At 65.0% G+C, this 14,131-nt stretch carries 12 protein-coding genes; 3 read left to right on the top strand and 9 right to left on the bottom strand.

Features of this window, described 5'->3' with window-relative positions; genetic code table 11:
• Position 1: 1 nt before the first annotated feature.
• From MUN23_RS01765 to MUN23_RS01780, 4 genes are all read right to left on the bottom strand, one after another.
• Positions 2 to 796, bottom strand: coding sequence for a CoA transferase subunit A (locus MUN23_RS01765; RefSeq protein ID WP_248761817.1), 795 nt, complete (start codon positions 794 to 796; stop codon positions 2 to 4).
• Between the two features lie 65 nt (positions 797 to 861).
• Positions 862 to 2,025, bottom strand: a complete 1,164-nt coding sequence (locus tag MUN23_RS01770; RefSeq protein ID WP_248761819.1) for an acyl-CoA dehydrogenase family protein — start codon at positions 2,023 to 2,025, stop codon at positions 862 to 864.
• A gap of 2 nt (positions 2,026 to 2,027) precedes the next feature.
• A complete protein-coding gene (locus MUN23_RS01775; RefSeq protein ID WP_248761821.1) occupies positions 2,028 to 4,250 on the bottom strand; it encodes a biotin carboxylase N-terminal domain-containing protein in 2,223 nt (740 codons plus the stop codon).
• A gap of 7 nt (positions 4,251 to 4,257) precedes the next feature.
• Entirely contained in the window at positions 4,258 to 5,865 is a 1,608-nt protein-coding gene (locus MUN23_RS01780) for a carboxyl transferase domain-containing protein (RefSeq protein WP_248761823.1), read from the bottom strand.
• 167 nt (positions 5,866 to 6,032) lie between these two features.
• Between MUN23_RS01780 and MUN23_RS01785 the strand changes: the two genes are divergently transcribed.
• Positions 6,033 to 6,749, top strand: a complete 717-nt coding sequence (locus tag MUN23_RS01785) for a TetR/AcrR family transcriptional regulator (RefSeq protein WP_305886576.1) — start codon at positions 6,033 to 6,035, stop codon at positions 6,747 to 6,749.
• 227 nt (positions 6,750 to 6,976) lie between these two features.
• Here MUN23_RS01785 and MUN23_RS01790 read toward each other — a convergent pair whose 3' ends face one another.
• Genes MUN23_RS01790 through pdhA form a run of 3 tightly spaced genes read right to left on the bottom strand, consistent with a single transcriptional unit; the run spans position 6,977 to position 10,520 of the window.
• Positions 6,977 to 8,392: a dihydrolipoamide acetyltransferase family protein gene (locus MUN23_RS01790; protein ID WP_248761824.1), complete on the bottom strand. Its 1,416-nt coding sequence runs from the start codon at positions 8,390 to 8,392 to the stop codon at positions 6,977 to 6,979.
• A gap of 8 nt (positions 8,393 to 8,400) precedes the next feature.
• The gene (locus MUN23_RS01795; protein WP_058929524.1) at positions 8,401 to 9,411 is read right to left on the bottom strand and encodes an alpha-ketoacid dehydrogenase subunit beta; all 1,011 of its coding nucleotides are present in this window, start codon (positions 9,409 to 9,411) and stop codon (positions 8,401 to 8,403) included.
• On the bottom strand, positions 9,411 to 10,520 hold the full coding sequence (gene pdhA, locus MUN23_RS01800) for a pyruvate dehydrogenase (acetyl-transferring) E1 component subunit alpha (protein ID WP_248761825.1): 1,110 nt from the start codon (positions 10,518 to 10,520) through the stop codon (positions 9,411 to 9,413). The genes MUN23_RS01795 and pdhA overlap by 1 nt, the downstream gene beginning before the upstream one ends.
• Before the next feature lie 195 nt (positions 10,521 to 10,715).
• Here pdhA and MUN23_RS01805 point away from each other — a divergent pair, with 195 nt between their 5' ends.
• Both MUN23_RS01805 and MUN23_RS01810 read left to right on the top strand, forming a co-directional pair.
• Positions 10,716 to 11,189 (top strand): Lrp/AsnC family transcriptional regulator, encoded by a 474-nt coding sequence (locus MUN23_RS01805; RefSeq protein WP_248761826.1) that lies wholly within the window; start codon positions 10,716 to 10,718, stop codon positions 11,187 to 11,189.
• A 139-nt stretch (positions 11,190 to 11,328) separates the two neighbouring features.
• Positions 11,329 to 12,024 carry a hypothetical protein gene (locus MUN23_RS01810; protein ID WP_248761827.1) on the top strand — a complete coding sequence of 232 codons (696 nt, stop codon included), beginning with the start codon at positions 11,329 to 11,331 and terminating at the stop codon, positions 12,022 to 12,024.
• A gap of 110 nt (positions 12,025 to 12,134) precedes the next feature.
• Here MUN23_RS01810 and MUN23_RS01815 read toward each other — a convergent pair whose 3' ends face one another.
• Both MUN23_RS01815 and MUN23_RS01820 read right to left on the bottom strand, forming a co-directional pair.
• Complete coding sequence (locus MUN23_RS01815) at positions 12,135 to 13,751, bottom strand: cation acetate symporter (protein ID WP_248761828.1); 1,617 nt, start codon at positions 13,749 to 13,751, stop codon at positions 12,135 to 12,137.
• Positions 13,748 to 14,128 carry a DUF485 domain-containing protein gene (locus tag MUN23_RS01820; protein ID WP_104063077.1) on the bottom strand — a complete coding sequence of 127 codons (381 nt, stop codon included), beginning with the start codon at positions 14,126 to 14,128 and terminating at the stop codon, positions 13,748 to 13,750. Before MUN23_RS01820 ends, MUN23_RS01815 begins: the two co-directional genes overlap by 4 nt.
• Positions 14,129 to 14,131: the final 3 nt, after the last annotated feature.

A 14,131-nucleotide genomic window follows, 5' to 3' on the forward strand; every position in this document is an offset into this window, starting at 1 on the left:
GCTACGCTCCTGCCTGTTCGGTGGCGCTTTCGGTTCCGGCGGCCCGGGCAAGGGCGACGGTCCGCTTCTCGATCCGCTTCTCACCGGCGGGCACCACCACCACCCGCTGGACAAAGATGCCGGGTGTGTGGACGTGTTCGGGGTCCAGCTCCCCCGGTTCCACCAGCTCCTCCACCTCGGCGATGGTGATTCTTCCCGCCATGGCGCAGAGCGGGTTGAAGTTCATGGCGGTGGCGTGGAAAACCAGGTTGCCGTGACGGTCACCCTTCCAGGCGTGGACCAGCCCGAAGTCGGGTGTCAGGGATTCCTCCAGGACGTAGTCCACATCGTGGAAAGTCCGCACTTCCTTGGGGGAAGAGGCGATGGCGATGCCGCCGTCGGCGTCGTACTTCTGCGGCAGGCCGCCGTCGGACACTTGTGTGCCCACCCCGGCCTTGGTATAGAAAGCGGGGATCCCGGCGCCGCCGGCCCGGAGCTTTTCCGCCAGCGTCCCCTGCGGGGTGAGGACCACCTCAAGCTCACCGGACAGGTACTGGCGCGCGAACTCCTTGTTCTCGCCGACGTAGGAACTGACAGTCCGCCGGATCCTGCCGTCACGGAGCAGGACGCCCAGCCCCCAGTCGTCCACGCCGCAGTTGTTGCTGACGGTTTCGAGGTCCTTCGTGCCGTGCCGGTGCAGGGCATCGATCAAGGCCACCGGGATTCCGCAGAGGCCGAACCCTCCCACAGCGAGCGACGCGCCGTCGGGAATGTCCGCAATGGCTTCCTCGGCGCTGGCAACAACCTTGTTGATCATCGTTGGTCCTTTCAAGGGTCTCGACAGGCACGACCACCGCGTGGCATTCCCGACCAGCGGGCTTGTTACAGTCCGAGTTCGCGGGCGATCAGCATCAGCTGGACCTCCGTGGTGCCCTCACCGACTTCAAGGATCTTGGAGTCGCGGTAGTGGCGTGCCACGGTGAATTCGTTGATGAAGCCATAGCCGCCGAATACCTGGGTGGCATCCCGCGCGTTGTCCATGGCCGCCTCGCCTGCGACCATCTTAGCGATGGCCGCCTGGGTCTTGAACGGCTTCCCCGCCAGCATCCTCGACGCGGCGTCGTAGTACGCCAGGCGGGCCGTATGGGCCCGGGCCTGCATGCGGGCGATCTTGAACGAGATGGCCTGGTACTTGCCGATGTGGTGGCCGAACGCGCTGCGTTCCTTGGCGTACTTCACCGACAGGTCAACACAGCCCTGCGCCGCGCCGGTCGCCAGCGCGGCGATGGCAATCCGGCCTTCGTCCAGGATGGAGAGGAAGTTCGCATAGCCCCGGCCCTCCTCGCCGAGCAGGTTCGCTTCCGGAACCCGGACGTCCTTGAGCGTCAGCGGATGCGTGTCCGAGGCGTTCCAGCCCACCTTGTTGTAGGCCTTCTCCGCCCTGAAACCCGCAGTGTTGGTGGGCACCAGGATGGTGGAAATCTGCTTCTTGAGGCTGCCATCCTTGCGTTCCTTCTGACCCGTCACCGCGGTGACCGTGACCAGGCGCGTGATGTCGGTCCCGGAGTTGGTGATGAATTCCTTGTTGCCGTTGATCACCCAGTCGCCGTTCTCACGATGGGCGTGGGTTTTGGTCCCGCCGGCGTCAGAGCCTGCTTCCGGCTCCGTGAGTCCGAAGCCGGCGAGCGCCTTGCCCGAGGCCAGCAGCGGGAGCCACTCCTCTTTCTGGGCCTCGGTACCGAACCGGTACACCGGCATTGCGCCGAGGGAGACGCCTGCTTCCAGCGTGATGGCCACGGACTGGTCCACCCGGCCCAGCTGTTCGAGAGCGAGTGCCAAAGCGAAGTAGTCCCCGCCCATCCCGCCGTGCTCTTCCGGGAACGGCAGCCCGAACAGGCCCATGTCCGCCATCTGGGACACCACCTCGTACGGGAAGCTGTGCTCCTCATCGTGCTTGGCCGAGACCGGCGCCACCACGTTGTCCGCGAAATCCCGGACGGTGTCGCTGAGGTCCTGGTATTCCTCGCTGAGCTCAAAATCTGCCATGGCTAGGCTCCCTTGCCTGTGTTGTTGGAGTCTTTGTTGGAATCCTTGTTCGACTCCGTGTTGGAATCCTGAAGTGAATCTGCGTCTGAATCGGTGGTTGAAGGGTGGATGGTGGCCAGCACCTGGTCTGCTTTGACTGGCTGGCCGGCCTTGATGCTGATGTGGACCGTGCCGGCCACCTCTGCCACGAGCTGGTGTTCCATCTTCATGGCTTCCACGGAGAGAAGGACCTGGCCGGCTTCCACGGTGTCGCCGTTGCTGACCGCAACGGATACCACCGTGCCGGGCATGGGCGAGCGCACCTCCGGGTCCGCGGTGCCTTCCTCGCGCTCGACGGCGGCGAGAACCCGGACAAGCCGAGACTCCCGCGTCAGCGCCTCCAGCCGGCAGGACCAGCCTCCGTTGCCGAGGAACAGTTCCGCGGGAACTCCTGAGGGCAGGTTGTCAGGGGTGAGGTCGACCGGACCCGCGTCCGCCGGCGCCACCGAGTAGTCCGTGGTTTCGCCGTCCAGGGCAAGGACCAGGCTCCCGCGGCCCGGCAGTCGCAGCGAGGCCGTCCGCCATGGCCCGTCACCGACACAGACCTGGACCGGGCCGGCGGCCACGCGGCCTGTGACACTCACTGTTGCGATGCCGCCGTCGGGCGTTCCCAGGCTGATCCGCCGGGGCGCCGGCGCGCCGATCCGCCAGCCGTTGCTGGCCTGCCACGGACCGGGTGGCGTCCCCGTTCCGTCCTGTTCCCCGCTCACAACGGCGTACAAGGCGGCCGCGACCAGTTCGGCGTCGTCAATCCGCCGGAAGGCGAAGTCCGGCATCTTGCGCTCGATCAGGCCGGTGTCGAGATGCCCGGCGCGGACGTCGTCGTCGTTGATCAGCAGCCTCAGGTACTCAACATTCGTATCGATGCCAAGGGCTGTGTAGCCGGCCAGTGCCGCGTCCAGGGTATCCAGGGCAACGGTGCGGTCCGGGCCCCACGCGATGACTTTGGAGATCATCGGATCGTAGCTGGAGGAGATCTCGAGCCCCTCGAGCAGGGCCGAATCCACTCGGATCATGCCGGCTCCGTGATCGGGCATTTCGTCCAGCAGGAGCACGGTCCCGGTGGACGGCATGAAGTTCCGCTCCGGGATTTCCGCGTAGACGCGGGCTTCGGCGGCGTGCCCGTTGAGTTCGACGTCGGCCTGGCGGACGGTCAATTCCTCACCGGCGGCGATGCGGACCTGCCATTCGACCAGGTCCACGCCGGTGACCATTTCGGTCACCGGGTGCTCCACCTGGAGGCGGGTGTTCATCTCCATAAAGAAGAACTCGTCAGGGGCTTCGTCGGAGACCAGGAATTCCACAGTTCCCGCGCCGCTGTAGTGGACGCTGCGGGCCGCCTGGCAGGCGGCCTCGCCGATCCGGGCCCGGGTGGCCCCGCCGTCGTGTAATGACTCGAGCAGCGGCGATGGCGCTTCCTCAATCACCTTTTGGTGGCGGCGCTGCAGCGAGCACTCCCGCTCCCCCAGATGGATCACGTTGCCGTGGTTGTCCGCCAGGACCTGGACCTCGATGTGCCGCGGCGTGCGGACCAGCCGTTCTAGGAAAAGGGTGTCATCGCCGAAGGCGCTCGCGGCGACGCGGCGGGCGGTGGCCAGCGTGGCTTCGAGGTCCTCGTGGCGCTCCACGATGTGCATGCCCTTGCCGCCGCCGCCCGCTGACGGTTTGATGAGCAGCGGGAACCCGACGGCGGGCGCGGCCTTCATAAGTTGCGCGTCAGTCATGCCCGGTTCGGCGATGCCCGGCACTACGGGGACTCCGTAGCCGGCCACGTGGTTCTTGGACCGGATCTTGTCGCCCATGACGTTCAGGGACTCAACGCCGGGGCCGATGAAGGTGATGCCGGCGGCTTCGAGGGCGCGGGCAAAATCGACGTTCTCGCTGAGGAAGCCGTAGCCGGGGTGGACGGCCTCGGCGCCGGTGTCGCGGCAGGCCTGGAGGATCGCCTCGATCTTCAGGTAGCTTTCTCCTGCGGCGGCAGGGCCGATCCGCACGGCGGTGTCAGCCTCGCGTACGTGCCGGGCCCCGGCGTCGGCGTCGCTGTAGACGGCTACGGAGCGGATGCCCAGGGCACGCAGGGTGCGGATGACGCGGCAGGCGATCTCCCCGCGGTTGGCGACCAGCACGGTGTTGAACAGCGGCTGCTGCCGGGTTGCGGAAGGAACGGCGGGTAAGGAAACGGTCATGGCTGGCTCACATCCGGAAAAGGCCGAAGGAGGTCTCCGGCAGCGGGGTGCGGGAGACGACGTCGAGCGCCAGTCCCAGGACGGTGCGGGTATCCGCGGGGTCGATCACGCCGTCGTCCCAGAGGCGGGCGGTGGAATAGTACGGGCTGCCCTGGTCCTCGTATTGCTGTTTGATCGGGGCCTTGAAGGCTTCCTCGTCCTCTGTGGACCATTCCTCGCCCCGGGCCTCGTACTGGTCACGCTTGACGGTTGCGAGAACCCCGGAGGCTTGGTTCCCTCCCATCACCGAAATCCGGCTTGCCGGCCACATCCACAGGAAGCGCGGCGAGTACGCCCGCCCGCACATGGAGTAGTTGCCGGCGCCGAAGGACCCGCCGATGACGACGGTCAGCTTGGGCACCCGGGCGGTGGCGACGGCGGTGACCATCTTGGCGCCGTTTTTGGCGATGCCACCCTGCTCGGAATCCCTGCCCACCATGAACCCGGAAATGTTCTGCAGGAAAATAAGCGGAATGCCGCGCTGGTCGCAGAGTTCGATGAAGTGCGCGCCCTTGAGCGAGGACTCGCTGAAGAGCACGCCGTTGTTGGCCAGGATCCCCATCGGGTGCCCGTGCAGCCTGGCAAAACCTGTGACCAGGGTGGTGCCGTACTCCTTCTTGAACTCGTGGAACCTGCTGCCGTCCACCAGCCGGGCAATGACCTCGTGGACGTCGTACTGCGCGTTGACGTCCGTGGGGACGGAGCCGTACAACTCCGCCGGATCCGCGACGGGCTCGACGACGGTGTCCACATCCCAGGCAGGGGCAGCCGGCCTCGGCAGGGTGGAGACGATGTCCCGGACGATCTGCAGGGCATGCTCATCGTTCTCCGCCAGGTGGTCGGTAACGCCGGAGATTTTCGAGTGCACGTCACCGCCGCCCAGTTCCTCCGCGGTCACGATCTCCCCGATGGCAGCCTTCACCAGCGGCGGACCGCCCAGGAAGATGGTGCCCTGGTTCCGCACGATCACCGTCTCATCGCTCATCGCCGGAACGTAAGCCCCACCTGCCGTGCAGGAGCCCATCACCGAGGCGATCTGCGGGATCTTCGCGGCAGACATCTTCGCCTGGTTGAAGAAAATACGGCCGAAGTGTTCCTTGTCAGGAAAGACTTCGTCCTGCTTCGGCAGGAACGCCCCGCCCGAATCCACCAGATAGATGCACGGCAGCCGGTTCTCCAGCGCTATCTCCTGGGCGCGGAGGTGCTTCTTCACGGTCATCGGGTAGTAGGTGCCGCCCTTGACGGTGGCGTCGTTGGAGATCACCAGCACCTGGCGGCCGTGGACCAGGCCGATGCCGGCAATAACCCCGGCTCCCGGCGAGTCGTTGTTGTACATGCCGTTGGCTGCCAGCGGCGCGATCTCCAGGAACGGGCTGCCATCATCCAGCAGCCGGTCAATGCGCTCCCGGGGCAGCAGCTTCCCGCGCCCCACATGGCGCTCCCGCGACTTCTCCGGCCCGCCCAACGCGGCCTCAGCCAGCCTGGTCCGGAGCTCGGCGGCCAGCGCGAGCTGGGCAGCGTTGTTTGCAGCAAACGCATCACTTGCGGCATCAAGCCGGCTGGCGAGGGTCTCCATCGACTGTGTCCGTTCCTCATCTTTTGAAAGCCACCATGGCTCCGGCGAGAGCCGGAAAAGCCAGCTCGGTTAATGCTTTATAACTGGAATTCAGGTTAGTCTTTATTAACTGTGATGTCCAACACAACAGGACATTGTTAGAATCGGCTGTTCCTAGGAGGAAAAGCGTGCCCACCACCCGACCGGTCAAGCCGTCCGCACCGGCTTTGGCAGCCCAGCCGGATTCAGCAGCACAGCCCGATTCAGCTACGCGGGCCGCGCCGGCAACGCAGTCCGTTGCCGGAACACCCCGCAGCCAGGCGAAGGAGAACCGCCGCCAGGCTCTGCTTACTGCCGCCGCGGCGCTCTTCGCCCTGCACGGATTCAACCGGGTATCGCTGGAAGACCTGGGCGCGGCAGCGGGTGTCAGCGGCCCGGCCGTCTATCGCCACTTCCAGGGCAAGCAGGCGGTGCTGGGAGACCTGCTGCTTACCGTCAGCCGCGAGCTGCTCGACGGCGGCCGGCGCGTCATTGCCGAGACCACGGACCCGCTCGCAGCGCTCCGCAGGCTGGTGGGGTTCCAAGTGGAGTTTGCCCTTGGCAAGCCCGACGTGATCCGGGTGCAGGACCGGGATTTCAGCAACCTCAGCCAGAAGGACCAGTCCGAGGTGCGGGCACTGCAGCGGAACTATGTGGAGATTTGGGTGGAGGTCCTGGCGCTGCTGCATCCGGGCACCGACGCCGTCGAACTGCGGATGCGGGCCCACGCTACGTTCGGCCTGATCAACTCCACCCCGCACTCGGTGCGGAACCACGGACGCAAGATCGCGCCCAAAACGGCCCGGCCGCTGCTCGAAAGCATGGCGCTGGCGGCACTCACGGTGAACGTTCCCCCGGCCCCCTGACCAGGACACGATTTCAAGAGCGGGCCCTGCAGGTTTCTGGTCATAGGAGCGGCCCTGGCCCGCATTAGCGGTGCTGGGCCGCAGCAGCACCGCTAATGCGGGCCAAGGCCGCACTTACGAATCACGACATGACGCAGGACGTTGCGCAGGCCCAGACCCTGGAGTTTGTCCAGATAAAGCGGGTTCAAACGCCCGAAACCCGGATTATCTGGACAAAAACCCGTGGGTTAGACCATCGTGAGCACCATGCCGGGTTCGGCCAGGATGGCCCCAATATCGGCGAGGAACCGCGAGCCCTGCTCCCCGTCCACCAGGCGATGGTCAAAGGACAGGCTCAGCGTCATGACCTGGCGTAAAGCCACCTCATCCTGGAATTCCCACGGCATTTTCCGCACGGCCCCCATGGCCAGGATGGCAGCCTCGCCGGGGTTCAGGATGGGAGTGCCCGCGTCGATGCCGAAGACCCCGATATTCGTGATGGAGATAGTGCCGCCGGACAGGTCTGCCGGCGCGGTCTTGCCGGCCCGTGCCGTCTCGGTCAGCCCGGTCAGGGCTGCGGAGAGTTCCAGCAGCGACAGGGTATCCGCGTCCTTGATGTTCGGCACGGTGAGCCCGCGCGGAGTCGCGGCGGCGATGCCCAGGTTCACGTAGTTGAACTGCACGATCTCCTGGCTGGCTTCCTCCCACCGCGAATTCAGCGACGGGTTCCGCCGCAGCGCGATCAGCACAGCCTTCGCCACCAGCGTCAGCGGTGTGAGCTTGTAGCCGGAAAAGGCCCGGCTCGTCTTCAGCTTGGCCAGCAGGTCCATGGTGGGCGTGACATCCACTGTGAGGAATTCCGTCGCGTGGGGAGCCGTGAAGGCACTTGCCACCATCGCGGCGGCCGTGAACTTGCGGACACCCTTGATGGGGGTCCTGATTTCCCGCCCACCCTGTGGCGCCAGTCCGGCGCGGGAAACCGAATCGGACACGGCGGAAAGATGGCGTACCGGTGCCGACAATTCGCCGCCGCCAACAAAATTCTGGACATCCTCCCGCGTGATCAGGCCGCCGGCTCCGGTGCCCGCGACCGCGGCCAGCTCGACGCCGAGGTCCTTGGCCAGTTTCCGGACCGGCGGGGTGGAGCGTGGGCGCTCCGCGGCGTCGGTTTCGACAGGCTCAACCACAGGGTTTTCGGGTCTGACAGGCTCGGTTTCGACGAGCTCGGTTTCGACAGGCTCAACCACCGAAGCACGAACAGGCTCAACCGCCGGGGTTGTGAAGGTGCGCGCCCGGCGGGCGGGACGGCCTGAGCTTTCGACGACGGCGCCGTACCCAACCAGGTTCGGCTCGCGTTTCGCGGTACCCGCTGCAGTAGTGGCCGCCCCGGTGGGCGCAGCCCCTGAAGGTGAGGCGCCGCCGTCGTCCGCTACTTCGAAGGAGATGATCGGCTTGCCCACCTCCACGATTGTTCCCGGCTCTTCATGGAGCGCAGTGATCACGCCCGCGAAAGGTGACGGCAGTTCCACTACGGCCTTTGCGGTTTCCACCTCGGCGATGACCTGGTTCAGCGTCACCGTGTCCCCCACTGCCACTTTCCAGCTGAGGATTTCTGATTCCGTGAGGCCTTCGCCGAGGTCCGGGAGCCTGAATTCCTTGATCATGGTGGCGCTCATCCTTCCAACCCGCTGAGGGAGTTCGGGCGTCCGAGGGCGCGGTCCACGCCGTCGAGGATCCGGTCCAGGCCGGGCAGATGGTGCATTTCGAGCTTGGAGTACGGGTAGGGAATATCGAACCCGGTGATACGGACGGGGGCGGTTTCGAGGTGGTAGAAGCACCGCTCGGTAATGCTGGCCGCAACTTCGGCGCCCAGGCCACCGGACTGGCCGGCTTCATGGGTGACCACCAGCCTGCCCGTTTTCCGGACGGATGCTTCAACGGTGGCGTAGTCCACGGGTGCCAGCGAGCGCAGGTCGATGACCTCGATGGAGATGCCTTCGTCGGCGGCTGCGGTTGCTGCGTCCTTGGCCGTCTTCACCAACGGCCCGTAGGCCACAAGCGTCACGTCCGTGCCCTCGGTGACAACGCGGGCGGAGTCCATGGGCAGCGCGGTGCGCGGATCGATGCCCTCATCCACTTCACCCTTGTCGTGGTAGCGGCGCTTGGGCTCGAAGTACAGTACCGGGTCATCGGACAGGATTGCCTGTTGGATCACGGTGTGGGCATCCTGCGGGTTGGAGACGCTGACCACGCGAAGCCCCGAGGTATGTGTGAAGTACGCCTCTGGCGACTCGGAGTGGTGCTCGGGTGAGCCGATACCGCCTCCGAACGGGACGCGGATGGTGATGGGCATCTTCACGGCCCCCTGCGTGCGGTAGTGCAGCTTGGCCACTTGGCTCACGATCTGGTCGAAGGCAGGGTAGATAAAGCCGTCGAACTGGATCTCCACCACCGGGCGGTAACCGCGGTAGGCGAGGCCGACGGCGGTGCCCATGATGGCCGACTCGGCCAGCGGGGTGTCCACCACACGGTGGGTGCCGAAATCCTTCTGGAGGCCGTCGGTCACCCGGAAAACACCGCCGAGGGTACCGATGTCCTCGCCCATGAGGATGACTTTTGGATCGTTTTCGAGGGATTTGCGCAGGCCGGAATTGATGGCGCGGGCAAAGGTCATCTGGGTCATCAGCGTGCACCTTCTTCTGAGGTGGCTCCCGCGGGATCGCCGAAGGAAGCCAGGTAACGGGCGTAGTGGTCCTGCTGCCGGTCCAGCCACGAGTTGGGCTCGCTGTACACGTGCTTGAAGATGTCCATCGGCTCCGGATCCGGCATGCCGATGCAGCCCGATCGGATTTCGCGGGCGACTGACTCCGCCTTGTCGTGAACGTGCTGCTGGACCTGATCCGTGAGGAGTCCTTTGCGTTCCAGCAGGGCCTTGACCCGCAGGATGGGGTCCTTGGCAGCCCAGTCCTCCAGTTCATTGGCGTCACGGTAGCGGGTGGGATCGTCGGCGGTGGTGTGCGGTCCCATGCGGTAGGTGACCGCTTCGATGAAGGTGGGTCCGCCACCGTGCCGGGCACGGTCCAATGCCACGCGCGTGGCTGCCATAACGGCCAGCACATCATTGCCGTCCACCCGGAGGCTCGGAATGCCGAATCCGGCGGCCCGGTCCGCGATCTGAATGTGGGACTGCAACCGCACGGGCTCCGAAATTGCCCAGTGGTTGTTCGAGCAGAAGAAGACCACGGGTGCCTGGAAGCTGGCGGCAAATACCATGGCCTCGTTGACATCGCCTTCGCTGGTGGCACCGTCGCCGAAGTACGTCACCGCCACCGAGTCCGCGCCGTCGTTCTGGATGCCCATGGCGTAACCGGTGGCATGCAGGGTCTGCGCGCCGATGATGATCTGCGGGGTGGCCATATTCACGGAGTACGGATCCCACCCGGAAGAGGCCGTGCCACGCCACACCCGCGTAATGTCCGTCAGGTCCACGCCGCGGCAGTACGCCACGCCGTTTTCCCGGTAGCTGGAGAAGACAAAGTCGTCCACGCGCAGGGCCCTGCCGGAACCGACTTGCGCCGCCTCCTGCCCCAGCAACGGGGGCCAAAGACCGAGCTCGCCCTGACGCTGGAGGGCGGTGGCCTCAACATCGATCCGCCGGATGACCGTCAGGTCCTCGTAGAGGGAACACAATTGCTCATCCCCGATGTCCTTCACCCAAGGGTCAAACTCCGGGTGGCTGATCCGCTCCCCTGCCGGGGTAATCAGCTGGATCAGGTTCCTGTCTGTAGACACGATGGCACGCAACCTTCTCACGTCGTTTGACCGGAGCCTGGGGACTTGTGGTCCCGCCCGCCGCCGGCCGCCCGGGCGCCGTTGCCCCGGATATTTGTGACCCTACTCACAATGCTCAATGGGTACAACCACCGTGGCGAATACTGCGCATAATGCCCTGTTTACACTGCCATCACCGTGCTAACGTTGCGCATTATGCAAGCTTTGGATGGCACAGACACGCGGCTGCTTTCGGCCCTGGCCCGCGACCCCCGGCGGACAGTGGTGGCGTTGGCCCAGAAGCTGGGGCTGTCCCGGAACACCGTGCAGGCGCGCATGGCCCAGCTGGAGAAGAGGCACGTCTTCCTGTCCTTCGAACGGCGTATCAACCCGGCATCCCTGGGCTATCCGCTCATGGCGTTCATTTCCGTCCACGTCCAGCAGCAGAAACTGGGACAGCTGGCCCATGACCTCGCCGGCATTCCGGAAATCCTGGAAGGCTACGGCCTCACCGGCTCCGCTGACCTCCTGCTCCGGGTAGTGGCCCTGGATGCCGAGGACCTCTTCCGGATCAACGGGAAAATCCTGGCGTGCGATGGAGTGGACAGGACGGACACAGCACTGGCCATGAGCGAACTCATCCCGTTCCGCATCCAGCCGCTGCTCGAGCGGGGATCCGGAGACGCTTAGGGCCAGCGCCCCTTATTACCGCCCCGATACCCAGCCCCGGCGGGCTGGGTTATAGGCTGTTCCAAGGTGAATCCATGGGTGCCGTTCAGCGGGTCCCAACAATAAGGCAGTGCCAGTGCGTTGCCGGAAAGGCTCCATCGTGAGCAATCCTCAGGGACCGTACCAGCCGGTCCAGCCGGCGGCCTGGCCCGCGCAACCAACGGGGCGCCCCGCGCAACCAACGGGGCAGCCCGGCAACCCCGGGGAGCATGGCGCGCCACCGCTGCCCGGGAACCCGCCACAGCACGGTGCGCCGGGGCAATACGATGCACCGTCGCAGTTTCGCCCGACCGCGCAGTACGGTGCACCCGGGCAATACTCGTCCGAGGGGCCATTCGGCCTGCCCGGACAAGAGCCCCCGGCGCAAAGCCGCCGGAAGCTGTGGACCATCCTCGGCGTTGTGGGCGGTGTCCTGCTGCTGGCGGTCGTCGGTGTCCTCATCCTGGTCAACATTGTCAACGGAGCAACCAATCATGCCCGGGGCCTGGCTGACAGCTTCACCAAGCTGGTGATTGCCGGCGACAGTTCCAAGGCCTACGACGACTATCTTGACCCCGCCCTCCATGAGCAGCTGACCAAGGAGGACTTCATCGCCGGCATCAAGACCCTGGAGATGGACAGCACCTGCAAGACTGCCTACAACGAAGTCAAGGCAAGCACCGAGAACGGCACCAAGGCGGCCGACGTAGCCGGCCTCATCACCTGCGACGGCGACAAGAAGATCGACCTCGTCTACCGTTTCGAAGGCACCGACGAGCTGAAAATGATCAACATCAAGCTCAAGCCCCAGGCCTAGCGCCGGGAACCAGAGCAGAAAAGAGTCCCCGTGCCGTATGGCCCGGGGACTCTTTTCTGTGGTTCAAGATCCGCTGCGACGATCAGTCAGCCGGATCGGCTTTCAGCGTGTCAGTGGTCCACGGCCTTCTCCGCACCCACACCGGTCAGGGAGCGTACTTCCATCTCGGCCTGCTTGGTCGCGTCCTCGCGCTTCTTGTCCAGCACCGTACCCAGCCAGCCGAGCAGGAACGCCAGCGGGATGGACACAATGCCGGGGTTGCTCAAGGGGAAGAAGGCGAAGTTGGCCCCCGGGATCATGGAGGTCTTCAGGCCGGAAACCACCGGCGAGAAGGCAATCAGGACAATGGCCGAGCCCAGGCCGCCGTACATGCTCCAGACCGCACCCTGGGTGGTGAACCGGCGCCAGAACAGCGAGTAGATGATGGTCGGGAGGTTAGCCGACGCCGCGACTGCGAAGGCGAGCGCCACGAGGAAGGCCACATTCTGGCCGTTGGCGAAGATACCGCCCAGGATGGCCATGACCCCGATGACCACGACGGTGCGCCGCGCCACCTTAACCTCGGTGTCGGCGTCGGCCTTGCCCTTGGAGATGACGCTGGCGTAGATGTCGTGGGCAAAGGAGGCTGCGGCGGTGATGGTCAACCCGGCCACCACGGCGAGTATGGTGGCGAAGGCTACGGCGGAGATAAATCCCAGCAGCAGCGGGCCGCCCAGGTGGAAGGCCAGCAGGGGTGCGGCGGAGTTGACGCCGCCGGGGGCTGACTTGATGGTTTCGGCGCCAACCAGTGCAGCGGCTCCATAACCCAGCACCAGGGTGAACAGGTAGAAGAGGCCGATCAGCCAGATGGACCACACCACGGACTTCCGGGCTTCCTTGGCCGTGGGCACGGTGTAAAAGCGCATCAGGACGTGGGGCAGGGCAGCCGTTCCCAGGACCAGGGCGAGGCCCAGGGACATAAAGTCCAGCTTGGAGGTCTCGGTCTTGCCGTACTGCAGGCCGGGGTTCAGTACAGCCGGGTTGCCGGCGGTATCAACCGCCGCACCAAGAAGGCTGGAGACGTTGAAGCCGTAGATGGCCAGGACCCAGAAGGTCATGACTGCCGCGCCCGCAATCAGCAGGATCGCCTTGATGATCTGGACCCAGGTGGTGCCCTTCATCCCGCCGATCAGGACGTACATGATCATCAGGGCGCCGACGACGATAATCACCAGTGCCTGTCCGCCCCAGTCGCTGATGCCCAGCAGCAGCGAAATGAGGCTGCCGGCTCCGGCCATCTGCGCGAGCAGGTAGAAGAAGCAGACGGCGAGGGTGGAGATGGCCGCCGCGATGCGGACCGGCCGCTGCTTGAGCCGGAAGGAAAGGACATCGGCCATGGTGAACTTTCCGGTGTTCCGGAGGAGTTCGGCCACAAGCAGGAGCGCCACCAGCCAGGCCACCAGGAACCCGATGGAGTACATAAAGCCGTCATAGCCGTTGATGGCGATGGCGCCGGTGATCCCCAGGAAGGATGCGGCCGACAGGTAATCCCCGGCAATGGCCGTTCCGTTCTGGGAACCGGTGAACGAGCGGCCGGCAGCGTAGTAGTCCGCCGCGGTTTTGTTGTTCCGGCTGGCCCGCAGCACAATCACCATGGTGACGGCGACGAACAGCCCGAAGATGCCCATGTTGAGCAGCGTGGTTTCTTTCAGGTCGGCAACGTCTACGGCCGTGGCAATCCCGATCATTTGGTCACTCCGCTCAGGATGTTGCCGTCCTTATCAAACTCATGGCCTTCGATTTCGTTGCGGATCTCCGCCGCGATGGGGTCCAGCTTCCGGTTGGAGTAGCTGACGTACCAGCCGGTGATGGCGAACGTGGAGACGAACTGCAGCAGGCCCAGGATCAGGCCGACGTTGATGTTGCCCCACACTTTGGTGGACATAAACTCGACGGCGTAGTCAGCCAGCAGGACATACGCGAAGTACCACAGCAGGAATGCCACGGCCATAGGGAACACAAAGCTGCGGTGACGTTTGCGCAGTTCCTGGAACCGCTCTGTCGACTGGACCTGTTCGAAGTCCACGGACGCCGCTGCGTCCGGAGTGTGGGCATCGTTACCCATCGT

Source organism: Pseudarthrobacter sp. SSS035, assembly GCF_023273875.1.
GTDB lineage: Bacteria > Actinomycetota > Actinomycetes > Actinomycetales > Micrococcaceae > Arthrobacter.